Here is a 23,133-nt window from a genome sequence, read left to right on the forward strand (position 1 = left end):
AGGGCCCGCGAGACCGCACTGTGACGCAACTGTCGGTTTCGGCTGCCCGTTCGGGGCCCGAAGGCCTGTTCAGCCGCCCGACTGATAACTGGCCGTGGCCCGTTGGTAGATCTCGGTGACCTTGTCGCGGCTGTCCTCCGGGCCGACCGCCATGACCACGTGGTAGCGGCCACCGAGCGCCAGCACCCGGTTGCGGACGAAGACATTCCGCCCACCCGCGTCGGTCCACGTGTACTGCCCCTCGGCCATGACCTTCTGACCGACGGTGAGGGACCGCACGTCGGCGGCCGTGGCCCAGCTGGAGGAGCGGTACGGGTTCAGCTCGCGCTCCTTGTCGCGCTGATACCCGAGCGGGTCCGGGGTGCCCTGGATCGCGTCCCGGCCCGGTACGACGATCAGTTCGTAATCGCCGTTGGTGTACCGGACCTGGCCGGCGTCGTTGATCGGCCGGCGGTCCCAGCCGTCGGGGACGGCGACCTGGAAGCCCTCGGTGTCGCGGGCCAGCGTGTAGCCCTTGCCCACGTCGACCGGCGGGGTGGTCTGCGGCTTCGGCCTCGAAGGGGCCGGGGCGGAGGTCCGGGGGGCGGCCGGGGTGGGGCTGCGCTCCCCGGTGCGGTCCGGACTCTGCTGCGGGGCCGGGCCGGTGGCGGCCGGCGGCCGCTGCTCGATGCCGTTGGCCGCGGGCTCCGTCTCGGGCAGGAAGACCATCGCGTACGCCACCGCCCCGGCCAGCGCCACCAGCACGCCGATCAGCAGGTTCCGGCCCAGCGAACCGGCGGGCCGCGCCTTGGCCGGGGGCCGGGCGGCGGGCCGGGGCGAGGGCCGCGGCCGCTTCCCGGAGCCCTTGGCCGAGCGCGTCGAGCGCGCCGACTGGGCCGCGTACGCCGAGGATTCGGTCGCGTACGACGACGTGCCCGAGGGCTTTGGGGACGGCTCGGGGCGCGGCGGCGGGGGCGCCGACCGGCCGGACTGCCGGTGCCGGTGCCTGCCGTGCCCGCCCGAGTCCCGGCCGCCGCCGGAACCCCGTCGCCTGCGCACGAGTTCGCCCCGGCGGCGCACGATCGGCAGCCGGGTGGCGTCGGGGACGGGCGGCTCGACGACCGGAATACCTGCATCCGCTTCGGGGGCGGAGCGCACGAGGGAGCGCAGCCAGCCGCGCAGCTCCTCGAAGTCCGGGCGTTCGGTCGGGTCCTGACGCAGCAGCGATTCGACCACGGGCCGCAGCGGGCCGCACTCCTCGGCGTACGCGGGCGGCTCCGAGCAGACCATCTCGACCAGCTCGGCGGCGTTGTCCTCCGGGTAGGGGGCGTGGCCCTGCACGGCGCGGTAGAGCAGCGCACCGAGCGCCCACAGATCGGTGGCCGGCCCGACGGGGGCCGCGAGCTGCCAGTTCTCGTGTACGGGATGGGCCTGTTCGGGGGCCCATCGCTCGGTGAGGGCCCCGACGACCGCGATCCGGGTCTGCCGGGCCCGCTCGGCGGCGAGCGGCGTGCCGGGCCCGCGCCCGGCGGCCCGCGCGTGCCCGGGCTCGTCCCAGCCGGAGGGCCGGGTCGGCTGTACGGGCACGTGCACGGGGGCAGTGGCGGGAGCGGGTACGGGGGCGTGCTCGGGCGTCGCGGGGGCGGGCGCCACGGGCTCGGGGGCGGGCCCGGGCGCGGGCGTGTACCCGGCGGGCAGGGCCGGGGTCCGCGGGGTCGCGCCGTGCCAGGTGGCGTCCGGGCCGCCGTACGGATACGAGTAGCCCTGCGGCAGGTTCGAACCCTGCGGCCTCGGCTCGGGCTCGGCGGCGCGCCGCTCCTCGGCGACCCGGGCGGCGGCCTGGGCCCCGGCCCGGTAGGCGGCGATGGCTCCGGCGCGGGCGGCGGCCTTGAGATCGGGCGCCGTACCGGCCTGTCCGTCGGCGTGCGGTCCGGCGGCGCCCGGATGGGCACCGGGGGCGTGCCCCGCAGCCGGCAGCGCGGGCGCCCGGTCCGGCCGGGGCGCCGGCCCGGGAGCGGGCGGCCCGGCAGCGGAGGAGGCGGAAGCGGAGGGCGCCGACGACCCGGGCGGCACGGGCCCGGACGGCACGGGCGCGGGCGGTGCCGGGGGCGGGCTCGGGAGCAGGGTCCCCGGGGGGCCCTGCTCCTCGGCCGGCGGCACCACGTCGTAGCCGCACAGGGCCTCTTCGGCCGCGCCCGCGGCCAGCCCGGTGAGCACCACCCGGCCGTCCTCGCAGACCAGCACCGTACGGGTGGTGATGTTCCGGTGCGTCCAGCCGTGCGCGTGCAGCACGCGCAGCGCCGTCAGCACGTCCGAGGCGACCTCGGCGGCCCGGTAGGGGCTGAGCGGGCGGTCGGCGAGCAGCGCGGCGAGCGGCCGGGCGAGGACGAGTTCGCTCACTATCCACAGCGAGCCGCCCTCGGCGAAGACGTCGAAGACCTGGTCCAGGCGCGGGTGGTCGGGGATGCCGGCGGCCGCCTGGGCCGCCTCGATCGCCCGCCGCACGGCCGGCTCGGCGGGCCGCCGGGTGGCGCCGCCGACTGTCCGGCGCGCGGCCTGGGCCGGAGCCGGTCCGCCGCGGCCCGCGCCGTCCGGCAGTTCGGCGTCGAGCAGCTCGGCGTCCACGATCTCCGGCAACGGCACCTGCCGGACCAGCACTTCCTGTCCGCTGCGGGTGTCGAAGGCCCGGGTCTCGACGAGCTCGTACGCGTCGGACGGCGGCAGCGGCAGACGGTAGCGGTCGGCAAGAACCCTTCCCGCGTACTCCTCCACGACCCCTCCCCAGAGCGTTCCCCCGTCACGAGCAGCCACGGTCCACATCGCCGCAGAACAGGCCAATTACGGTCGTTTACCGGCCCATTGCGGCTGCGTACGGTCCGCGGTCTCTCACGATACGTCGCAGGAGCCACCCGCGTCGCGAGTCCGGTGAGGTCAGGCCCGGTCGGGGGATTCCGGTTACCGCGGTCCCGCGCCGCACCCGGCCCCGCGACCCGCCCCGCCCCTCGCCGCCCCGGCGCGCACCGTACCGCCGGCCCCCGACCGTCCCGGCCGGCACCGCCCGGCCCGCACCGCCCGCGCGGTCAGTCCTTGGGCTGGAACGTCGCGAACGCCGTCTCGCGCAGCGTCTTGCACTCCTTGGAGTCCCACTCGGAGACCTTGCAGCTGATCATGATCGCGTAGCCGTGGCGGGCGTCCACCTTGAAGCCGCGGTTGAGCACCCGGATCCGGTCCCCGCCCTGCTCGCGCTCGAACTGCCAGTCGGCGACCGTCGGGTAGCCGCGGTACTCCTTCTCCGCGATTCCGATCAGCTTGTAGCCGCTGCTGCTGCTGGAGACGGCCGTCGCCAGCTGGATCCAGGCGAGCCGGGCGTCGTCCAGCGGGCTGTCGTTGAAGTCGACCTGCACCCGCGGGAAGCCGCCGTCCCGGCTGTGGATGCGGCCGGAGTCGTCGCCCGCTATCCGCTTGTGGGTGAAGTCGGCCGGCAGCGCCATCGTGAAGTGGAAGCGGCTGTCGGTGACCTGGGTGTACCCGGCCGGCAGTGCGCCCGGCTTGCCCCGGCCCTGGCCTTGCCCCTGGTTCTGCCCCTGGCCCGCGGTCTTGCCCTGACCGTCCTGGCCGGTGCCCCGGGTCTGCCCGGACTGCTGCCCGTCACCCTTGCCCTGCCCCTTGCCGCCCTGGGCGGAACTCCCGGCGGATCCGCCCGAGGCCGCGCCGGGGGCGGGCGTGCCGGGGGAGGCCGAGGAGCCCTTCTGCCCGTTCTTGCTGTCGCGGTCCGCGTCGTCGTCCCCGCCGACGATGTAGGCGATGACCCCGCCGATGGCGGCGAGCACCGCGACGAACGACACGACCGCCAGCGCGATGGTGCGGCGCGGCATCACGTCGGTGAGCGACGCGGTCGGCGCCGTCCGGCGGACGGCCGACGGCTGCCCCGCGGAACCGGGCCCGGCCGACTCGGACTTCACCGCCGCGGCGGCGGCCCGAGCCGACTTCAGCGCCGCCTTGGCCTGCTCGCGCTTCTCGCGCTCCTTCTCCTTGGCCGCCCTCGCGGCCCGCGCCGCCTCCTTGGCCGCTTCCCGCGCCGCCTCCTTGTCCGGGACCGGCGCGATCACGGGGAGGGCGATCATGCGGGTCTCGTCTGCGGGCGGCTCCGGTTCCGGTTCCGGCGCGTGGATGACCGCGTTGAGCAGGACGCGCGCGCCCTCGTCGTCGAGCCGGTGCTCGGGGTCCTTGGCGAGCAGCCCGTAGATGACGTCGGTCAGCGGGCCGGCGTTCTTCGGCGGGTCCACCGGCTCGGTCATGACGGCGGTCAGGGTGGCGAGCGCCGACCCCTTGTCGTACGGCGGTACGCCCTCGACGCACGCGTAGATCAGGCCGCCGAGCGACCACATGTCGGCGGGCGGGCCGGGCTTGTAGCCGCGGGCGCGCTCGGGCGAGATGTACGAGGGGGCGCCGACGAGCATGCCGGTGGAGGTGACCGAGGGGTCGCCCTCGACCTGGGCGATGCCGAAGTCCGTGAGGACGACCCGGCCGCTCTCCGACATCAGCACGTTGGAGGGCTTCACGTCGCGGTGCAGGATGCCCTCGCGGTGCGCGGCCCGAAGCACGTCGAGCACGGCGAGGCCGACCTCGGCGGCGCGGCGCGGCGTGAGGGTGCCCTTGTCGCGGATGTACTCGGCGAGCGAGGAGCCCTCGACGAGTTCCATGACGATCCAGGGCCGGTCGTCCTCGTGGACCACGTCGAAGACCGTCACCGCGCCGCCACTGCGGATCCGCGCGATCGCCTTGGCCTCGCGAAGGGTCCGCGTGATCAGGCGGCGCTTCTCGTCCTCGTCGATGGCGGAGGGAAAGCGGAGTTCCTTGACGGCGACCGTACGGCCGAGGGTTTCGTCGACCGCACGCCAGACCGTGCCCATGCCGCCCTTGCCGAGGACGCGGCCGAGCCGGTAGCGGCCGGCGAGCAGCCGACCCTCGTGCTCGCCGGTCTCCGACGGACCGTCAATGGGCTTCTTGGCGAGCGCGACCGGCGCCGCATCGGCACGCCGCGGCGCCCCCGATGCCGCCGGCGCGTCCGACGGCTCCGGTGCCTGCGGCACGTCAGGCGCCCCGGGCGCGGCACCGACTTCGGCGCCCGTACCGGGTCCCGCCTCCGCATCGGCTGCCGCGGCAGCTTCCTTCGCGGGGGAACCGGCGGCACCGCCCGCGAGGTCCTGCGACTTGCGCGTGTGCTCCGGCTTCGACATGCGTCCCCTCTGCGATCGGTACACCCCCGCCTCGGCAGGGAGCGTGGCAACCCGCCCCGGCAGAAACCTCATTGTTCCTCACTCCGGCACGGACGGGCGCCCGGGGTCCGCGGTTCCGCCGAACCTCAGAAGGGCCTCAAGATCGTTAAAGCGGAACGATGTCCGGCGCGCCCAGCCGGGCCGCGTCGGCGGTCTGGTCGTCGGGCTGGCGCTGCGACTCCCGCTCCGCCTGCACCCGCTTCTCGTAGTGCTCCACTTCCTTCTCCATCTGCTGCTCGTCCCAGCCCAGCACCGGAGCCATCAACTCCGCGCACTCGCGCGCACAGCGCGTCCCCCGGTCGAAGGTCTCGATCGAGATCCGGGTCCGCCGGGTCAGCACGTCGTCCAGATGGCGGGCCCCCTCGTGCGACGCCGCGTAGACCACCTCCGCCCGCAGGTAGTCCTCCGCCCCGCCGAGCGGCTCCGCGAGGCCGGGGTCGGCCGCGATCAGGTCCAGCAGTTCCTCCGTCAGGGACCCGTACCGGTTCAGGAGATGCTCGATCCGCGCCACGTGCAGCCCGGTCCGCGCGGCCGTGCGGGCCCGTCCGTTCCACAGCGCCCGGTACCCCTCGGCGCCCACCAGCGGCACGTCCTCCGTGACACAGGCCGCCACCCGCTGGTCGAGGCCGTGCACGGCCTCGTCCACCGCGTCCTTCGCCATCACCCGGTACGTCGTGTACTTGCCGCCCGCCACCACCACCAGGCCCGGCGCCGGGTGCGCGACGGTGTGCTCGCGCGACAGCTTGCTCGTGGCGTCCGACTCCCCCGCCAGCAGCGGCCGCAGGCCCGCGTACACCCCCTGTACGTCCTCCCGGGTGAGCGGCACCGCCAGCACCGAGTTCACGTGCTCCAGCAGGTAGTCGATGTCCGCGCTCGACGCCGCCGGGTGCGCCTTGTCCAGGTCCCAGTCGGTGTCCGTGGTGCCGACGATCCAGTGCCGGCCCCACGGGATCACGAACAGCACGGACTTCTCGGTCCGCAGGATCAGCCCGGAGGACGAGTGGATCCGGTCCTTGGGTACGACCAGATGGATGCCCTTCGACGCCCGTACGTGGAACTGGCCGCGCTCCCCGATCAGCGCCTGGGTGTCGTCCGTCCACACCCCGGTGGCGTTGACGATCTGCTTGGCGCGGATCTCGTACGCCCCGCCGCCCTCGACGTCCTGGACCTTCGCGCCGACCACCCGCTCGCCCTCGCGCAGGAAGCCCACCACCCGGGCCCGGTTCGCGGCCGCCGCACCGTACGCCGCGGCCGTGCGCACCAGGGTGGCCACGTACCGCGCGTCGTCCATCTGGGCGTCGTAGTACTGCAAGGCCCCCACCAGCGCGTCCTTGCGCAGGCACGGAGCGACCCGCAGGGCCCGCTTGCGCGACAGGTGGCGGTGCACGGGCAGCCCGCGGCCGTGCCCGCTGGAGACCGACATCGCGTCGTACAGCGCCACGCCCGAACCGGCGTAGAACCGCTCCCAGCCCTTGTGCTGGAGCGGATACAGGAACGGCACCGGCTTGACCAGGTGCGGTGCGAGCCGCTCCAGCAGCAGGCCGCGCTCCTTCAGCGCCTCGCGGACCAGCGCGAAGTCGAGCATCTCCAGGTACCGCAGGCCGCCGTGGATCAGCTTGCTCGATCTGCTCGACGTCCCGGAGGCCCAGTCGCGCGCCTCCACCAGCCCGGTCGAGAGTCCGCGCGTGACGGCGTCCAGCGCGGTGCCCGCGCCGACCACGCCCGCGCCCACCACCAGCACGTCCAGCTCGCGCTCGGCCATCCGGGCGAGCGCCTCCGTGCGCTGCGCGGGTCCCAGTACCGCTGTCCTCACTGCTGCCTCCCGGTGGTGCGGGTGTTGCGCCGTTGGTGCGGATGTCGTGCCTGGTGCGGGATGCCCGCGGGTGCGGGCGGGGCGGCCCGCGTCCCCCTCGTCACGATTCTGACCGGATGCGCCCACATCAGCCACCGCCTGTGGACAACACAACGGTGGCCGCCGCCCCACAATGCCGCAGATCGGTCATATATACGCCTAGTCTGACATAGCGCCAACTTCGGCTGTCCACAGGAGTTGCGCGTCCAGCCCCCTCCGGTTAGGGAAGGACGGCCACTCCATGCCCGCAGACCTCGCCGTCATCGGCCTCGGCCATCTCGGCCTCCCCCTCGCCCAGGCCGCGGTCGCCGCGGGCGTCGAGACCATCGGGTTCGACGCCGGGCCGGCGACCGACAGCACCCTCACGGCCGCCGAAGTCCGCCGGATGTCGGCGGCCGGCTTCCGCGTCACCACCAACCCGGCCGAACTGGGCCGGGTCCGCACCGCCGTCATCTGCGCGCCCACCGCCCTCGGCGCCGACCGGGCCCTGGACCTGTCCGCCGTCGGCGAGGCCGCCCGGGCCCTGGCCGCGCGGCTGCGCCCGCACACCACCGTCATCCTCGAATCGGCCGCCCACCCCGGCGTCACCGAGGACTACCTGCGCCCCCTCCTCGAATCCGGCTCCGGGCTGCACGCCGGACGCGACTTCCACCTCGCCTACTCCCCCAGCCGGCTGGACCCGGGCAACCGCACCCACGGCTTCGCCAACACCCCCAAGGTGATCGGCGGCCTCACCCCCGCCTGCACCGAGTCCGCCGCCGCCTTCTACGCCCGGCTGACCGACAAGGTGGTGCGCGCCCGCGGCCTGCGCGAGGCCGAGACCGTACAACTGCTCGAAACCACGTACCGGCACGTCAACATCGCCCTGGTCAACGAGATGGCGGTGCTCTGCCACGACATCGGCGTCGACCTGTGGGACGTCATCCGCTGCGCGGAGACCAAGCCGTACGGCTTCCAGGCCTTCCGCCCCGGCCCCGGAGTCGGCGGCCACGGCGTCCCGCTCGACCCCAATTACCTCCCGCACACCCCCCGCACCCCCGGCCACCCGCTGCGCATGATGGGCCTGGCGCAGGAGGTCAACAACCGGATGCCGCAGTACGTCATCCAGCGCTGCGCCACCCTGCTGAACGAGCACGGCAAGTCCGCCCGCGGGGCCCGCGTGCTGCTCCTCGGCGTGACGTACAAGCCCGACCTGGCCGACCAGGAGGGCTCCCCGGCCCGCGAGATCGCCAGCCGCCTCCTCGACCTCGGCGCGCTGGTCAGCTACCACGACCCGTACATCGCGGGCTGGCGGGTGCGCGACCGGCCGGTGCCGCGCGCGGATTCGCTCTACGAGGCCGCCGCCAGCGCCGACCTGACGGTCCTGCTCCAGCACCACCGCACGTACGACCTCCAGGGCCTGGCCGTGAAGGCGCAGTTGCTGCTGGACACCCGGGGCGCCAGCCCGGTGGGCGCGGCCCACCGCCTCTGACCGCCCGCCGGGATCCCCCGGCCCGGGGCCGGAGACCTCGGACACGCCGGAGGGCCGGCACCCCACCCGGGGTGCCGGCCCTCCGCCGTACGTGCGCCGCGGCCGCGCCGACCGGGGCCGACGGCCCTGGCCAGGCCGTCGCCGGTCGGCGGTCCGCCGCCGCGGGTCAGCGGCTGTGCTGCGAGTCCGCGATCGTGACCTCGACCCGCTGGAACTCCTTGAGCTCGCTGTAGCCGGTGGTGGCCATCGAGCGGCGCAGCGCGCCGAAGATGTTCATCGAGCCGTCCGGGGAGTGCGACGGGCCGGTGAGGATCTCCTCGGTGGTGCCGACCGTGCCGAGGTCGACCTTCTTGCCGCGCGGCACGTCCTCGTGGACGGCCTCCATGCCCCAGTGGTTGCCCTTGCCGGGCGCGTCGGTGGCACGGGCCAGCGGGGAGCCCATCATCACGGCGTCGGCGCCGCAGGCGACGGCCTTCGGGATGTCGCCGGACCAGCCCACGCCGCCGTCGGCGATGACGTGCACGTAGCGGCCGCCGGACTCGTCCATGTAGTCGCGGCGGGCCGCGGCCACGTCGGCGACCGCGGTCGCCATCGGGACCTGGATGCCCAGCACGTTGCGCGTGGTGTGCGCGGCGCCGCCGCCGAAGCCGACCAGCACACCGGCCGCGCCGGTGCGCATCAGGTGCAGGGCCGCGGTGTACGTGGCGCAGCCGCCGACGATGACCGGGACGTCCAGCTCGTAGATGAACTGCTTCAGGTTCAGCGGCTCGGCGGCCCCGGAGACGTGCTCGGCGGAGACGGTGGTGCCGCGGATCACGAAGATGTCCACGCCCGCGTCGACCACGGCCTTGGAGAACTCGGCGGTGCGCTGCGGGGAGAGCGCGGCGGCGGTGACGACACCCGAGTCGCGCACCTCCTTGATGCGCTGCCGGATCAGGTCCGCCTGGATCGGAGCGGAGTAGATCTCCTGGAGCCGGCGGGTCGCGGAGTCCTCGTCGAGCTCGGCGATCTCGTCGAGCAGCGGCTGCGGGTCCTCGTACCGGGTCCACAGGCCTTCGAGGTTCAGCACGCCGAGGCCGCCGAGCTCGCCGATGCGGATGGCGGTCTGCGGGGAGACGACCGAGTCCATGGGGGCGGCCAGGAAGGGAAGCTCGAAACGATAGGCGTCGATCTGCCAGGCGATCGAGACCTCCTTCGGGTCCCGGGTACGCCGGCTCGGGACGATGGCGATGTCGTCGAACGCGTACGCCCTGCGGCCGCGCTTGCCGCGCCCGATCTCGATCTCAGTCACGTGTGGTGGCCTTTCCCTCTTGGTCTGCCCGTCCAGTATCCCCGAACCCCGGCGGCCCGCGTTCCGGTGCCCGCTGTACGGACGCACGGCGAAGGGGGCGGGTCCGGATGGACCCGCCCCCTTCACGGGCGTTCGCTTCAGCCCTTGCGGGAGTAGTTCGGCGCCTCGACCGTCATCTGGATGTCGTGCGGGTGGCTCTCCTTGAGCCCCGCCGAGGTGATCCGGACGAACCGGCCCCGGTCCTGCAGCTCGGGCACCGTCCGGCCGCCGACGTAGAACATCGACTGGCGCAGACCGCCGACCAGCTGGTGGACGACCGCGGACAGCGGACCCCGGTAGGGGACCTGGCCCTCGATGCCCTCGGGGATGAGCTTGTCGTCGCCGCCCACGCCCTCCTGGAAGTAGCGGTCCTTGGAGAACGACTTGCGGTCGCCACGGGACTGCATCGCGCCCAGCGAGCCCATGCCGCGGTACGACTTGAACTGCTTGCCGTTGATGAAGAGCAGCTCGCCCGGGGACTCCTCGCAGCCCGCGAGCAGCGAGCCGAGCATCACCGTGTCGGCGCCCGCGACCAGCGCCTTCGCGATGTCGCCGGAGTACTGGAGGCCGCCGTCGCCGATGACCGGGACGCCCGCCGCCTTCGCCGCGAGGGAGGCCTCGTAGATGGCGGTGACCTGCGGGACGCCGATGCCGGCGACGACGCGGGTGGTGCAGATGGAGCCGGGGCCGACGCCGACCTTGATGCCGTCGACGCCCGAGTCGATGAGCGCCTGGGCGCCGTCGCGGGTGGCGACGTTGCCGCCGATGACGTCCACGGAGGAGTTCGACTTGATCTTGGCGACCATGTCGCCTACCAGGCGGGAGTGGCCGTGCGCGGTGTCGACGACGATGAAGTCGGCGCCCGCCTCGATCAGGGCCTGGGCGCGCTCGTACGCGTCGCCGGCGACACCGACGGCGGCGCCGACCAGCAGGCGGCCGTCCTTGTCCTTGGCGGCGTTCGGGTACTTCTCGGCCTTGACGAAGTCCTTGACCGTGATGAGGCCCTTGAGGATGCCCGAGTCGTCGACCAGCGGCAGCTTCTCGATCTTGTGGCGGCGCAGCAGTTCCATGGCGTCCACGCCGGAGATGCCGACCTTGCCCGTGACCAGCGGCATCGGGGTCATGACCTCGCGCACCTGGCGCGTACGGTCCGACTCGAAGGCCATGTCGCGGTTGGTGACGATGCCCAGCAGCTTGCCGGCCGGGTCGGTGACCGGGACGCCGGAGATGCGGAACTTCGCGCACAGCTCGTCGGCCTCGCGCAGGGTCGCGTCCGGGTGCACCGTGATCGGGTCGGTGACCATGCCGGACTCGGAGCGCTTGACCAGGTCGACCTGGTTGGCCTGGTCGGCGATGGAGAGGTTGCGGTGCAGTACGCCGACGCCGCCCTGGCGGGCCATCGCGATGGCCATGCGGGCCTCGGTGACCTTGTCCATGGCGGCGGACAGCAGCGGGACGTTGACCCGCACGTTCTTGGAGATGCGCGAGGAGGTGTCGATCTCGTCCGGCGCCATGTCCGACGAGCCCGGCAGCAGCAGGACGTCGTCGTACGTCAGCCCGAGCGCGGCGAATTTGTCGGGCACTCCGTCACCGTTGACAGTCATGACACCTTCCCAGATGGTCTTGCTCAGCGCGGATGTCCATGCTAACGGCCTACCGAGGCGTCTCATTCCACGATCAAGATCGACCGAAATTTTCGTTGTTTCCTACGAGTTTCGGAGCGTGTTGAGCGTTTATTGCTCGGCGAGTGCGCGCAGTCGGCTCAGCGCCCGGTGCTGCGCGACGCGCACGGCACCCGGCGACATGCCCAGCATCTGTCCGGTCTCCTCCGCCGTCAGTCCGACGGCCACCCGCAGCACCAGCAGTTCGCGCTGGTTCTCGGGGAGATTGGCGAGCAGCTTCTTGGCCCAGGCGGCGTCACTGCTGAGCAGCGCCCGCTCCTCGGGGCCGAGCGAGTCGTCCGGCCGCTCCGGCATCTCGTCGGAGGGCACGGCCGTGCTTCCCGGGTGGCGCATGGCGGCCCGCTGGAGGTCGGCGACCTTGTGGGCGGCGATGGCGAAGACGAAGGCCTCGAACGGGCGGCCGGTGTCCCGGTAGCGGGGCAGGGCCATCAGCACCGCGACGCAGACCTCCTGCGCCAGGTCTTCCACGAAGTGGCGCGCGTCTCCGGGCAGCCGGGACAAGCGGGTCCGGCAGTAGCGGATCGCGAGCGGGTGCACATGGGCGAGCAGATCGTGGGTGGCCTGTTCGTCCCCTTCGACCGCGCGACGGACCAGGGCACCGACCGCGCCGGCGCCGCTGTTCTTGGGGGACCCCGCAGGGCCCGTGGCCGTGGGTGACCCCAGGGCCTCGTCGTCGCGCATCAATCCATGGTGCCTTGGCGCCGGACGTTCCGTGGCACCGCGGTCCGTGTTGTGCACCGAAGCGTTATGAGCGGGCGCGCCGGAGCTCATCATCAATGCCCCTCCCCTCCCGCTCGGCCGAATGGTCCCCGAGGCAGCAGCGCCCGCGATGGCGGCCGCTCCCCGAAGGTGTTCCACCCTCAAGGATGCGGCATCGCGCGCGAAGCGACACGTCCCCCGGATTCTGCCCCGCCGACCCCCTCGCGCACACCGGGTACGGCAAGACTCGTGCAACCGTACGGATCCGGGCCCCGCACCGGGCGCACCGGCCGGCACACCGCTGCCGGGCGGGCCGGCGCCGGAGGTCACCGCCGGGCGCGCCGCCCCGTCCGCGCGGAGGCGGACGGGGACCGCAACGCGATCAGCGGACGAGGCCCCAGCGGAACCCCAGCGCCACGGCGTGCGCCCGGTCGGACGCACCCAGCTTCTTGAAGAGCCGGCGGGCGTGCGTCTTGACCGTGTCCTCGGAGAGGAAGAGCTCGCGCCCGATCTCCGCGTTGGACCGGCCGTGGCTCATGCCCTCCAGCACCTGGATCTCGCGCGCGGTGAGCGTGGGCGCCGCGCCCATCTCGGCCGACCGGAGCCGGCGCGGCGCGAGCCGCCAGGTCGGGTCGGCCAGCGCCTGGGTCACCGTCGCGCGCAGTTCGGCACGCGAGGCGTCCTTGTGCAGATAGCCGCGGGCGCCGGCGGCGACCGCGAGCGCGACCCCGTCGAGGTCCTCGGCCACGGTCAGCATGATGATGCGGGCGCCCGGATCGGCCGAGAGCAGCCGGCGTACGGTCTCGACACCGCCGAGCCCGGGCATCCGTACGTCCATCAGAATCAGGTCGGACCGGTCGGCACCCCAGCGGCGGAGGACTTCCTCGCCGTTGGCGGCCGTCGTCACACGCTCGACGCCGGGCACGGTGGCCACCGCGCGGCGGAGCGCCTCTCGGGCAAGCGGGGAATCGTCGCAGACGAGGACGGATGTCATGGCCGCCCTCCGCAGCTGATGCGCGTCACCTTGAGCCTCCAGGCTGGTACGTATCGTCACCTGTGCGGTCGATGCCCTCGGACACCTGTCCGGGAACTTCTTCGTTCAACCGCCTTCGCACTCTCAACGATGGTCACTCGAAAGAGTTACGGGTCGGACGGACACCTTCGGCACTCTACGTGAGGAAGCCAACACAACGCGGGCACCACGAGCCGCGCGTCCTCCATCTGGAGCTATGCCCTATTTGGCGGCTTTCCTTCCGTTTGGCATGTGTCTGAGGCTAGATTCCCAATGAGTCATATTTACATCTGTTCAGATGGTAGATGTGGCTACTTGGTCCGTATCCGTCTCAGTACCGGCCTCAAGGACTACCCATGGCAGATTTCTCCCGCCTCCCCGGACCGAACGCCGACCTCTGGGACTGGCAGCTGCTGGCAGCGTGCCGAGGGGTCGACAGCTCCCTCTTCTTCCACCCGGAGGGCGAGCGGGGCGCGGCCAGGAGCGCGCGCGAGGCCTCGGCTAAAGAGGTCTGCATGCGATGCCCGGTGCGCGCGGAGTGCGCCGCACACGCCCTCGCCGTACGTGAGCCGTACGGAGTCTGGGGCGGGCTCACCGAGGACGAGCGCGAGGAGCTGATGGGCCGCGCCCGCCACCGCCTGATCACCGCGTCCGCGCCCGCGTCCGCATCCACCTCGGGTGCGGGCAGGACCCACACGCACTGAACAGCGCCCGAAAGGCACTGAAGGAACGTTTCTGTCGTGCGCCGCCGGCCCCCCGCACCACCTCCCCAGGGCGGCGCGGGGCCGCGGGCGGGCCGCCTTCGACCCGGGCTAGCGGGCCGCGGCGGCTTGGAGCTGCGTCAGGGTCGCGGCGACCGCCGGCACCCGCGCCAGGTCGGGCAGGGTCAGCGCGACCACCTCGCGCCGGACGGCGGGCTCGACCTCGACCGTCCGCGCGCCCTTGGTGCGTACGGACTCCACGGCGAGCTCCGGCAGCACCGCCACGCCCAGGCCGGCCCCGACCAGGCCGACCACGGCCGGGTAGTCGTCGGTGGCGAAGTCGATGCGCGGGGTGAAGCCCGCCTCCTCGCACACCTCCACCAGGTGGCGGCGGCAGCGCGGGCAGCCCGCGATCCACGGCTCGTCGGCGAGTTCGGCCATCGCGACCCGCTCCGCCCCGGCGAGCCGGTGGCCCTCCGGCACCAGGCCGACCAGCTTGTCGGTGAGCAGCGGCCGCACCACCAGGTCCGCCCACTCCGCCGGGTCTCCGGCGCCGGTGTAACGGAAGGCGAGGGCCACGTCGCAGTCGCCCTCGCGGAGCATCTCGACGGAGCGCGGCGGCTCGGCCTCGACCAGCGAGATCCGGGTTCCGGGGTGCTCCGCGCGCATCGCGGCGAGCGCGGTGGGCACCAGGGTGGAGCTGCCACTGGGGAAGGACACCAGCCGGACCCGGCCGGCGCGCAGGCCCGCGATCGCGGCGACCTCCTCCTCGGCGGCGGTGAGCCCGGCCAGGATGCCCGCGGCATGCCGGACCAGCGCCTCGCCCGCCTGGGTCAGCCGCATCTCGCGGCCGGCGCGGATCAGCAGCGGGGTGCCGGCCCCCTGCTCCAGGGCCTTCATCTGCTGGCTGACGGCGGGCTGGGTGCAGCCCAGCTCGCGGGCGGCGGCGGAGAAGGAGCCGGTGGCGGCCACGGCGCGCAGGACTCGGAGATGACGTGCCTCGATCACCCTGCGAGCATAAGGCCCGCTTTGACGTCCGCGCCAATTTTCACTGGCCGCTTTGAGACGTGCTCGGTTACCGTGCCTCCATGCATCTCATCTCCGTGAACGCGGGCAAGGCGACCGCCGTCGACTACACCGACACCGAGGGAGGCCTGACCGGCATCGGCAAGCGGCCGCTCACCGGACCGGTACGGGTCTTCGCCCCCGGCCCCAAGGGCACCGCGGGCAGCGGGGTCGCCGGGGACGAGATCTGCGACCTGCGCCACCACGGCGGCGAGCACCAGGCGGTCTACGCGTACGCCCGCGAGGACCTGGACTGGTGGGAGGCCGAGCTGGGGCGCGAGCTGCCCGGCGGGCTCTTCGGCGAGAACCTCACCACCGCCGGGATCGACGTCAACGGCGCCCGGATCGGCGAGCGCTGGCGGATCGGCCGGGACCTGGTGCTCGAAGTGACCTCGGCCCGGATCCCGTGCCGCACTTTCCAGGGCGTGCTGGGCGAGCCGGGCTGGGTCCGGCGGTTCACGCGGACCGCGCGGCCGGGCGCGTACCTGCGGGTGGTCCAGGAGGGCGAGATCGCCGCCGGCGACCCGGTCGAGATCCTGCACCGCCCGGACCACGAGGTCACGGTGGCCTTCTGGTTCCGCGCGTTCACCACCGAGCGGGAGCTGCTGGCGCGCACCCTCGCGGCGGGTGCGGCGATGCCCCCCTCGGCACACGAAACCGTGCGCGGCTACCTGGAGAAGTACGGCGACACGCGGGCATGACACCCGCGGGGGCTAGGTTGCCCGTATGACGACTGCTCTGATTACGGGTTCCACGGCGGGCATCGGCGCCGCGTTCGCGCGGCAGCTGGCCGCCCAGGGGAACAATCTGGTGCTGGTGGCCCGCGACACCAAGCGGCTGCGCGAGCAGGCGACGGAGCTGCACGACCGGCACGGGATCGAGGCCGAGGTGCTGACCGCCGACCTGTCGTCGGAGGAGGGCATCGCCGCCGTCGAGACCCGGCTGGCGGACCGCCGGGACCCGGTGGACCTGCTGGTGAACAACGCGGGCTTCGGCAACAGGGGCCGCTACCTCGACGTCCCGATGGCCGACGAGCTGGCGATGCTGAAGGTCCACGTGGAGGCCGTGCTGCGGCTGACCTCGGCGGCGACCGCGAGCATGCGCGAGCGCGGCCGCGGCGGGGTCGTGAACGTGGCGTCGGTGGCGGCGTTCCTGCCGCGCGGCACGTACGGCGCGAGCAAGGCGTGGGTCGTGCAGTTCACCCAGGGCGCGGCCAAGGACCTGGCCGGTTCGGGCGTTCGCCTGATGGCCCTGTGCCCGGGATTCGTTCGGACCGAGTTCCACGAGCGGGCCGGCATGGGCACCGACAACATCCCGAACTGGATGTGGCTCGACGCGGACAAACTGGTGACCTCGGCCCTGGCCGACCTGGCGCGCGGCCGCACGGTTTCGATCCCGGACCCGCGGTACAAGGCACTGATGGGCGTGGTGAAGCTGACCCCGCGCGGACTGCTGGGCGGCGTGTCCTCCCGTACGGGGCGCAAGTACGGGCCCCAGTAGCGCCGGTACCCGCCAGTAAACCGGCCAACTGGGTGAAATATCCCTAAAATGGACGTGTCCACCGAGCCCTGGGAGACCGCCATGACATTCGTACAGATAATCGATTACAAGACCAGCCGGCAGGACGACCTCAATCAGCTGCTCGACCGGTACGTCTCGCAGAGCCAAGGCAAGCGCACCGTCACCCACAGCATCGTGGGCAAGGACCGCGAGAACGAGAACCACTTCGTGGACGTGGTCGAATTCCCCTCGTACGAAGAGGCCATGAGGAACTCTCACCTCCCCGAGACGGACAAGATGTTCCAGGAGATGGTGGCCCTCTGCGACGGGATGCCCAGCTTCACCAACCTGGACGTCGTGCGGGACGAGCACCTCAACACGCTGCTGGTGAACCGGATGTACGACGAGGTCGCCATGAAGGGCGACATGTCCGTCATCGAGGAGATCTTCGCGTCGGACTACCGCGACCACGACATCAGCAACCCGGAGGACAAGATCGGGCCCGCGGGCATCCGTGAGGACGTGCAGGGATGGCGGTCCGCCTTCGACTTCACGTTCACGCGGGACGCCCAGATGGCGCAGGACGACTACGTCACCACGCTGTGGACCTGGAGCGGCAAGCACAAGGGCGAGTTCATGGGCGTCGCCCCGACCGGCAAGACCTGCACGATGACCGGCACGACGGTCTTCCGATGTCAGGACGGAATGATCAAGGAAGGGTGGTGGCACTACGACGCCATGGCCCTGATGAGGCAACTGGGCGCCATGTAGCCCCGGCGCGGGCCGGCACCCCGGCCGTCCGGCCGGCACCCCCACCACGCGGGAAGGCCCCGTTCCGCAGCTGCGGAACGGGGCCTTCCCCCATGCGGGGTGCGATCAGTGGCTGTGGCCGTGACCGTGGCCGTGACCGGCGTCGGCCTCTTCCTCGGCCGGCTTCTCGACGACCAGGGTCTCGGTCGTGAGCAGCAGCGACGCGATGGAAGCGGCGTTCTCCAGGGCGGAGCGGGTGACCTTGACCGGGTCGATGACGCCGGCCTTCACCAGGTCGCCGTACTCGCCGGTGGCGGCGTTGAAGCCCTGGCCCTTGTCGAGCTCGGCGACCTTCGAGGTGATGACGTAGCCCTCGAGGCCGGCGTTCTCGGCGATCCAGCGCAGCGGCTCGACGGCGGCGCGGCGCACGACCGCGACACCGGTGGCCTCGTCGCCCGACAGGCCGAGGTTGCCCTCGAGGACCTTGACGGCGTGGACGAGCGCGGAGCCACCGCCGGAGACGATGCCCTCCTCGACCGCGGCGCGGGTCGCCGAGATGGCGTCCTCGAGGCGGTGCTTCTTCTCCTTGAGCTCCACCTCGGTGGCGGCGCCGACCTTGATGACGCAGACGCCGCCGGCGAGCTTCGCCAGGCGCTCCTGCAGCTTCTCGCGGTCCCAGTCCGAGTCCGTGGACTCGATCTCGGCCTTGATCTGGTTGACGCGGCCGAGGACCTCGTCGGAGCTGCCGCCACCGTCGACGATGGTGGTGTCGTCCTTCGAGATGGTCACGCGGCGGGCGGAGCCCAGCACGTCCAGACCGGCCTGGTCGAGCTTGAGGCCGACCTCCTCGGCGATGACGGTGGCACCGGTGAGGGTGGCCATGTCCTGGAGCATCGCCTTGCGGCGGTCACCGAAGCCGGGGGCCTTGACGGCCACCGCGTTGAAGGTGCCGCGGATCTTGTTGACGACGAGGGTGGAGAGCGCCTCGCCCTCGACGTCCTCGGCGATGATCAGGAGCGGCTTGGAGGCGCCGGCCTGGATGACCTTCTCCAGCAGCGGCAGCAGGTCCTGGATCGAGGAGATCTTGCCCTGGTTGATCAGGATGTACGGGTCGTCGAGGACGGCCTCCATACGCTCCTGGTCGGAGACCATGTACGGCGAGAGGTAGCCCTTGTCGAAGGCCATGCCCTCGGTGAACTCCAGCTCCAGGCCGAAGGTGTTGGACTCCTCGACGGTGATGACACCGTCCTTGCCGACCTTGTCCATCGCCTCGGCGATGAGCTCGCCGACCTGCTGGTCCTGCGCGGAGAGCGCGGCCACGGCGGCGATGTCGGACTTGTCCTCGATCGGACGGGCGGTGGCGAGGAGCTCCTCGGAGACCGCCTTGACCGCGGCGTCGATGCCCTTCTTCAGGGCGGCCGGGGAGGCGCCGGCGGCGACGTTGCGCAGGCCCTCGCGGACCAGCGCCTGGGCCAGGACCGTGGCGGTGGTGGTGCCGTCACCCGCGATGTCGTTGGTCTTGGTCGCCACCTCCTTCACGAGCTGGGCGCCCAGGTTCTCGTACGGGTCGTCCAGCTCGACCTCGCGAGCGATGGTGACACCGTCGTTGGTGATGGTGGGGGCGCCGAACTTCTTGTCGATGACGACGTTGCGGCCCTTGGGGCCGATCGTCACCTTGACCGTGTCGGCAAGCTTGTTGACGCCGCGCTCGAGGGCGCGACGGGCGTCCTCGTCGAACTTCAGGATCTTCGCCATGGGAGCGGTTCAGCCCTCTCGAAAACTCGTCTTAACGAACTGCGCCCCTCGCCGCCCGGCAATCAGCGGGGTGACCAGGGGCGCAGCTCAAAGCAAAACTATTGCTTGGTGAATTACTTCTCGACGATCGCGAGCACGTCGCGAGCCGAGAGGACGAGGTACTCCTCGCCGCTGTACTTCACCTCGGTGCCGCCGTACTTGCTGTACAGCACGATGTCGCCAACGGTGACGTCCAGCGGGAGACGCTGGCCGTCCTCGAAGCGGCCCGGGCCCACGGCGAGGACGACGCCCTCCTGGGGCTTCTCCTTCGCGGTGTCCGGGATGACCAGGCCGGAGGCCGTGGTCTGCTCGGCGTCGAGCGGCTGGACCACAATGCGGTCCTCGAGCGGCTTGATGGCAACCTTGGAGCTGGCGGTCGTCACGATCCGACCTCCCCCTTCGGAGATCCGGGGTTAACTGTCTGAGGTGGCGACCAGGTCGATCCGTCGTCGCGGGTGCCGGACCTGCCTGTCGCTGTGTTGGCACTCACCAGTGGCGAGTGCCAGGCCCGAGACTATTCCGGTGATTAGCACTCGGTCAAGCGGAGTGCCAATTCACGCCGCCGGGTGTTGCGCGAAAGCGCCTCCCGAAGGCCCTGCGGACCCCGCCCCACCTCGGCCGGAGCCCGGCCCGGACCCGGCAGAGACCCCGTCAGGAACCATGCCGGGCGCACAAACGTCCTAGTCGATATGAACGTAAAGCACCCCAATGCCCACCAGGTCGTCCCCTTCGACTGCGGCAGCGGCCTGTGCGCGGCCTGACCCTGAGCCCGCGGACGGCGGCCGGGGCGCGCCGCCGCACCGAGGCCCTGCTGCTGGTCTTCGTGGTCGCGATCACGGTGCTGGGGCAGGCGAGCGTGGGCCTGGCGATGAACGGCACGCTGCCGGCGGACCTCACCGGGTTCACGATCAGCATGTCGCTGCTGGCACTGGTGGGGCACCTGGGCGTGCGGCGGTTCGCGGCGTACGCGGATCCGCTGATCCTGCCGCTGGCCCTGCTGCTGACCGGCATCGGGCTGGTGCTGCTGGCGCGGCTGGACCAGACGTACACGGCGAAGTTCGAGAACGCGGCGGCGAACGCACCGGGTCAGCTGCTGTGGACGGTGATCGGCGTCGCGATCTGCCTGGCCATCCTCATGGTGCTGCGCGACCACCGGCTGCTCCAGCGGTACATCTACCTGACGATGGCCGTGGCGCTGGTGCTGCTGATCGCGCCGGCGTTCATGCCCGCCGACACCTACGGCGCCAAGCGGTGGATCTACCTGGGCAGCATGTCGGTCCAGCCCGGCGAGTTCGTGAAGATCATGATCGCGGTGTTCTTCGCGGGCTACCTCGTCATCCACCGGGACTCGCTGGCCCTGACCGGCCGGAAGTTCCTGGGGATGCGGCTGCCGCCGGGCCGCCAGCTCGGCCCCATCGTGTCCGTGTGGATCGTGTCCCTGCTGGTGCTGGTCTTCGAGCGCGACCTCGGCACCTCGCTGATCTTCTTCGGCGTCTTCGTGGTGATGCTGTACGTCGCGACCGAGCGCACCAGCTGGATCGTCTGCGGCCTGTTCATGGCGGCGGTGGGCGCCTTCGCGGTCGGCTCGACCGAGCCGCACGTCAAGGGGCGCATCGCGGCCTGGCTGGAACCGATGGCGATCTTCCTGCCGCCGGAACAGCGGCCGCCGGGCATCGTCTCGGACCAGTCGGCGCAAGCCCTGTTCAGCTTCGGCAGCGGCGGCATCACGGGCACCGGCCTGGGGCTGGGCCACCCGGAGCTGATCGGCTTCGCGGCCCGCTCCGACTTCATCCTCACCACGGTGGGCGAGGAGCTCGGGCTGGCCGGCGTGATGGCCGTCCTGCTGCTCTACGCGCTGCTGGTGCAGCGGGGTCTGCGGATGGCGCTGGGCGCCCGGGACCCGTTCGGCAAGCTGCTGGCGGTCGGGCTGGCCGCGGCGCTGGCGCTCCAGGTGTTCGTGGTGGCGGGCGGGGTCACCGGCCTGATCCCGCTCACCGGCAAGGCCCTGCCCTTCCTCGCGAAGGGCGGCTCGTCGCTGGTCGCCAACTGGGTGATGATCGCGCTGATGCTGCGGATCAGCGACAGCGCCGAACGCCAGCGGGAGGCCGACGCCCGGTCGTCCGACCCCGAGTCCGGGGCGGGGTCCGGGGCGGGGTCCGGGGCGGGGTCAGACCGGGATCACGACCCGGAGGCGGTCACAGATAGTCCTCCAGGCGCCCTATCCGGTAGCCCTGGTCCTGGATCTTCCGGAGCATCCGGGTGGTCATCTCGGTGAGCGTCGAGCCCTTCAGCTCACCGGGGCCCCGGAAGTGCGCGAGCACGATGTCGCCGGGTTCGAGGGCCGCGCCCTGCGCGTAGCGCAGATCGTGTATCTGCATGGAGGCCCGCCACAGCACCACCGAGGAGAGCCCGCAGTCGGCGGCCGCGCGCAGGGTGTCGTCGTTGTAGTTGCCGAACGGCGGCCGGAGCAGCCGCGGCCGTTCGCCGAAGCGTTTCTGCAGGCGCTCCTGCTGACCGCATATCTCCGCCTTCTGGGCGGCGTACGGCAGGGTCCGCAGGTTCGGGTGGGTCAGCGAGTGGTTCTCTATGGCGCTGCCCGTGCCCAGGTCCCGCAGCTTGGCGAAGTGGTCGTAGCCGGCGGAGGCCACGCTGTCCGTCAGGAACATGCTGATCGGCAGCTTGAGGTCGGCGGCCATCTGCAGGAACCGCGGGTCCCGCTCCGCGCCGTCGTCGAAGGTCAGGAAGACCGTCTTCTCCCCCGCCGGCACGGGTATCCGGTCCACCACCGGCACCCGCCCCGGGGCCGCCGCGGGCAGCGCCGGTTTGCGGGCCGGTTTCGGGGCGTACTCCAGCGGCCGGGACAGCCCCCACTTGCGGTACGCCTGCGCGGTCGGCGAGGCGGAGGGCGACGGCGAGGGGGACGCGTGCGGCCCCTGCCCGCCGGTCACCTCGGCCGTCGCCTTGCGCCCCAGCCGTTCGATCGGGTCCACGCTCTGCGCGCATCCGGTCAGTCCGAGCGAGAGCGCGAGCGCGCCGGCTGTCAGCATTCCGGCCGTCAGCCGGCGCGCGTACCTCACAAGTAGTCCTCCAGGCGGGCCACGGCGTACCCCTTCGCCGTGACGGTCTTCATGACCTGACGGATCATGTCAGGCATGCTCCCCTTCCAGTCCTCGCGCCCCCGGAAGTGCGTGAGGATGATGTCGCCGGGGTGCAGGTCGCGGTCCCACTCCCGCCAGTCCATCCGGTCCGGGAACGCCTCGGAGTTCCACAGCGGGACCGCCTTGACCCCGCAGGACTTCGCGGCGCGCAGGGTGTCCTCGTTGTAGTTGCCGTACGGCGGCCGGAAGAGCGTCGGCCGCTTGCCGAACTGCTTCTGGATGGTGTCCTGCTGACCGCAGATCTCCTGGCGCTGCTTCTCGTACGACAGCGCCGGCATGTAGCGGTGGTTGAGCGTGTGGTTGTTCAGCGCGACGCCGAGGGACTGCATCTTCTTGAAATAAGCGTAGTCCTCCCGCACCAGGTAGTCGCTGAGGAAGGCGCTGTAGGGGATCCGCAGTTCCTGCATCATCCGCAGGAACTCGGGGTCCTTCTCGGCGCCGTCGTCGATCGTCAGGAAGACGATCTTGTCCGTGGTGGGCACGGTGGTGAAGACCGGCGGCAGGCCCTCGGCGTCCTCGATCTCGAAGCCCTCGCGGGTGGTGATCTCGGGCTTCACCTTGGGGGGCGCGGGCGGGGTGAGCGGGGTCTTGGCCAGGCCCCACCTCTTCACGGCCGCGATCCGGGCCGCCTCGGCCTGCTTGAGTTTCGAGGCGTGCGAGTCGAGGGCGCCGGCCGGACCGCCGAGCGCCTTCGCGCGGGCGGCCCGTTCGGCGTCGGTCCCGCCCTGGTCCCCGGCGCCGCAGGCCGTGCCGAGGGCGGCGACCAGGAGCGCGGCCAGCGCCACCCCGAACCGGCCGCGGGTGCCACCGATGACGGCATTTCGGTCTTTTTGTCGTACTAGCTGCATGGCGCCGGATCCT

At 72.1% G+C, this 23,133-nt stretch carries 18 protein-coding genes; 6 read left to right on the plus strand and 12 right to left on the minus strand.

What is annotated here, in order from left to right:
* Positions 1 to 69: 69 nt before the first annotated feature.
* The 3 genes from OG764_RS15025 to OG764_RS15035 form a co-directional block, all read right to left on the minus strand.
* Positions 70 to 2,751 carry a protein kinase gene (locus tag OG764_RS15025; protein ID WP_328968938.1) on the minus strand — a complete coding sequence of 894 codons (2,682 nt, stop codon included), beginning with the start codon at positions 2,749 to 2,751 and terminating at the stop codon, positions 70 to 72.
* Positions 2,752 to 3,059: 308 nt separating this feature from the next.
* Positions 3,060 to 5,219 carry a serine/threonine-protein kinase gene (locus OG764_RS15030; RefSeq protein WP_328968939.1) on the minus strand — a complete coding sequence of 720 codons (2,160 nt, stop codon included), beginning with the start codon at positions 5,217 to 5,219 and terminating at the stop codon, positions 3,060 to 3,062.
* A 145-nt stretch (positions 5,220 to 5,364) separates the two neighbouring features.
* The gene (locus OG764_RS15035) at positions 5,365 to 7,071 is read right to left on the minus strand and encodes a glycerol-3-phosphate dehydrogenase/oxidase (RefSeq protein WP_328968940.1); all 1,707 of its coding nucleotides are present in this window, start codon (positions 7,069 to 7,071) and stop codon (positions 5,365 to 5,367) included.
* Between the two features lie 280 nt (positions 7,072 to 7,351).
* Here OG764_RS15035 and OG764_RS15040 point away from each other — a divergent pair, with 280 nt between their 5' ends.
* On the plus strand, positions 7,352 to 8,581 hold the full coding sequence (locus OG764_RS15040) for a nucleotide sugar dehydrogenase (protein ID WP_328968941.1): 1,230 nt from the start codon (positions 7,352 to 7,354) through the stop codon (positions 8,579 to 8,581).
* Positions 8,582 to 8,747: 166 nt separating this feature from the next.
* Here the strand turns inward: OG764_RS15040 and OG764_RS15045 are convergent, their stop codons facing one another.
* The 4 genes from OG764_RS15045 to OG764_RS15060 form a co-directional block, all read right to left on the minus strand.
* The gene (locus OG764_RS15045; RefSeq protein WP_328968942.1) at positions 8,748 to 9,872 is read right to left on the minus strand and encodes a GuaB3 family IMP dehydrogenase-related protein; all 1,125 of its coding nucleotides are present in this window, start codon (positions 9,870 to 9,872) and stop codon (positions 8,748 to 8,750) included.
* Between the two features lie 137 nt (positions 9,873 to 10,009).
* Complete coding sequence (guaB, locus tag OG764_RS15050; RefSeq protein WP_328968943.1) at positions 10,010 to 11,515, minus strand: IMP dehydrogenase; 1,506 nt, start codon at positions 11,513 to 11,515, stop codon at positions 10,010 to 10,012.
* A 129-nt stretch (positions 11,516 to 11,644) separates the two neighbouring features.
* A complete protein-coding gene (locus OG764_RS15055) occupies positions 11,645 to 12,274 on the minus strand; it encodes a sigma-70 family RNA polymerase sigma factor (protein WP_328968944.1) in 630 nt (209 codons plus the stop codon).
* A gap of 400 nt (positions 12,275 to 12,674) precedes the next feature.
* Positions 12,675 to 13,286, minus strand: a complete 612-nt coding sequence (locus OG764_RS15060) for a response regulator transcription factor (RefSeq protein ID WP_003948568.1) — start codon at positions 13,284 to 13,286, stop codon at positions 12,675 to 12,677.
* Positions 13,287 to 13,660: 374 nt separating this feature from the next.
* On the opposite strand from OG764_RS15060, the gene OG764_RS15065 reads away from it, so the two are divergent.
* A complete protein-coding gene (locus OG764_RS15065; RefSeq protein ID WP_328968945.1) occupies positions 13,661 to 14,008 on the plus strand; it encodes a WhiB family transcriptional regulator in 348 nt (115 codons plus the stop codon).
* Positions 14,009 to 14,116: 108 nt separating this feature from the next.
* Here the strand turns inward: OG764_RS15065 and OG764_RS15070 are convergent, their stop codons facing one another.
* Positions 14,117 to 15,013 carry a LysR family transcriptional regulator gene (locus OG764_RS15070; RefSeq protein ID WP_328968946.1) on the minus strand — a complete coding sequence of 299 codons (897 nt, stop codon included), beginning with the start codon at positions 15,011 to 15,013 and terminating at the stop codon, positions 14,117 to 14,119.
* 80 nt (positions 15,014 to 15,093) lie between these two features.
* Here OG764_RS15070 and OG764_RS15075 point away from each other — a divergent pair, with 80 nt between their 5' ends.
* The 3 genes from OG764_RS15075 to OG764_RS15085 all read left to right on the plus strand — a co-directional run bounded on the left by OG764_RS15075 (position 15,094) and on the right by OG764_RS15085 (position 17,341).
* A complete protein-coding gene (locus OG764_RS15075; RefSeq protein ID WP_328968947.1) occupies positions 15,094 to 15,771 on the plus strand; it encodes an MOSC domain-containing protein in 678 nt (225 codons plus the stop codon).
* Positions 15,772 to 15,796: 25 nt separating this feature from the next.
* On the plus strand, positions 15,797 to 16,570 hold the full coding sequence (locus tag OG764_RS15080) for an SDR family NAD(P)-dependent oxidoreductase (protein ID WP_328968948.1): 774 nt from the start codon (positions 15,797 to 15,799) through the stop codon (positions 16,568 to 16,570).
* Between the two features lie 81 nt (positions 16,571 to 16,651).
* Entirely contained in the window at positions 16,652 to 17,341 is a 690-nt protein-coding gene (locus OG764_RS15085) for an ester cyclase (RefSeq protein WP_328973019.1), read from the plus strand.
* Positions 17,342 to 17,446: 105 nt separating this feature from the next.
* On the opposite strand, the gene groL is transcribed toward OG764_RS15085, so the two are convergent.
* Positions 17,447 to 19,075: a chaperonin GroEL gene (groL, locus tag OG764_RS15090; RefSeq protein WP_328968949.1), complete on the minus strand. Its 1,629-nt coding sequence runs from the start codon at positions 19,073 to 19,075 to the stop codon at positions 17,447 to 17,449.
* A 113-nt stretch (positions 19,076 to 19,188) separates the two neighbouring features.
* Positions 19,189 to 19,497 (minus strand): co-chaperone GroES, encoded by a 309-nt coding sequence (gene groES / locus OG764_RS15095; protein ID WP_030011064.1) that lies wholly within the window; start codon positions 19,495 to 19,497, stop codon positions 19,189 to 19,191.
* A gap of 365 nt (positions 19,498 to 19,862) precedes the next feature.
* On the opposite strand from groES, the gene OG764_RS15100 reads away from it, so the two are divergent.
* On the plus strand, positions 19,863 to 21,389 hold the full coding sequence (locus OG764_RS15100; protein WP_328968950.1) for an FtsW/RodA/SpoVE family cell cycle protein: 1,527 nt from the start codon (positions 19,863 to 19,865) through the stop codon (positions 21,387 to 21,389).
* Here the strand turns inward: OG764_RS15100 and OG764_RS15105 are convergent.
* Positions 21,310 to 22,161 carry a polysaccharide deacetylase family protein gene (locus tag OG764_RS15105; protein WP_328973020.1) on the minus strand — a complete coding sequence of 284 codons (852 nt, stop codon included), beginning with the start codon at positions 22,159 to 22,161 and terminating at the stop codon, positions 21,310 to 21,312. The genes OG764_RS15100 and OG764_RS15105 overlap by 80 nt on opposite strands.
* Before the next feature lie 26 nt (positions 22,162 to 22,187).
* Entirely contained in the window at positions 22,188 to 23,120 is a 933-nt protein-coding gene (locus tag OG764_RS15110; protein WP_328968951.1) for a polysaccharide deacetylase family protein, read from the minus strand.
* Between the last annotated feature and the right edge of the window lie 13 nt (positions 23,121 to 23,133).

This window comes from Streptomyces sp. NBC_00239, from assembly GCF_036194065.1.
Taxonomy (GTDB): domain Bacteria; phylum Actinomycetota; class Actinomycetes; order Streptomycetales; family Streptomycetaceae; genus Streptomyces.

What these genes read in the sequence shown, in the direction of transcription:
- OG764_RS15110 (WP_328968951.1), bottom strand. Translation starts at nt 23,120, where the DNA reads ATGCAGCTAGTACGACAAAAAGACCGAAATGCCGTCATCGGTGGCACC.
- OG764_RS15075 (WP_328968947.1), top strand. Translation starts at nt 15,094, where the DNA reads ATGCATCTCATCTCCGTGAACGCGGGCAAGGCGACCGCCGTCGACTAC.
- OG764_RS15055 (WP_328968944.1), bottom strand. Translation starts at nt 12,274, where the DNA reads ATGCGCGACGACGAGGCCCTGGGGTCACCCACGGCCACGGGCCCTGCG.
- OG764_RS15080 (WP_328968948.1), top strand. Translation starts at nt 15,797, where the DNA reads ATGACGACTGCTCTGATTACGGGTTCCACGGCGGGCATCGGCGCCGCG.
- OG764_RS15085 (WP_328973019.1), top strand. Translation starts at nt 16,652, where the DNA reads ATGACATTCGTACAGATAATCGATTACAAGACCAGCCGGCAGGACGAC.
- OG764_RS15060 (WP_003948568.1), bottom strand. Translation starts at nt 13,286, where the DNA reads ATGACATCCGTCCTCGTCTGCGACGATTCCCCGCTTGCCCGAGAGGCG.
- groL (WP_328968949.1), bottom strand. Translation starts at nt 19,075, where the DNA reads ATGGCGAAGATCCTGAAGTTCGACGAGGACGCCCGTCGCGCCCTCGAG.
- guaB (WP_328968943.1), bottom strand. Translation starts at nt 11,515, where the DNA reads ATGACTGTCAACGGTGACGGAGTGCCCGACAAATTCGCCGCGCTCGGG.
- OG764_RS15040 (WP_328968941.1), top strand. Translation starts at nt 7,352, where the DNA reads ATGCCCGCAGACCTCGCCGTCATCGGCCTCGGCCATCTCGGCCTCCCC.
- OG764_RS15105 (WP_328973020.1), bottom strand. Translation starts at nt 22,161, where the DNA reads ATGCTGACAGCCGGCGCGCTCGCGCTCTCGCTCGGACTGACCGGATGC.
- OG764_RS15030 (WP_328968939.1), bottom strand. Translation starts at nt 5,219, where the DNA reads ATGTCGAAGCCGGAGCACACGCGCAAGTCGCAGGACCTCGCGGGCGGT.
- OG764_RS15065 (WP_328968945.1), top strand. Translation starts at nt 13,661, where the DNA reads ATGGCAGATTTCTCCCGCCTCCCCGGACCGAACGCCGACCTCTGGGAC.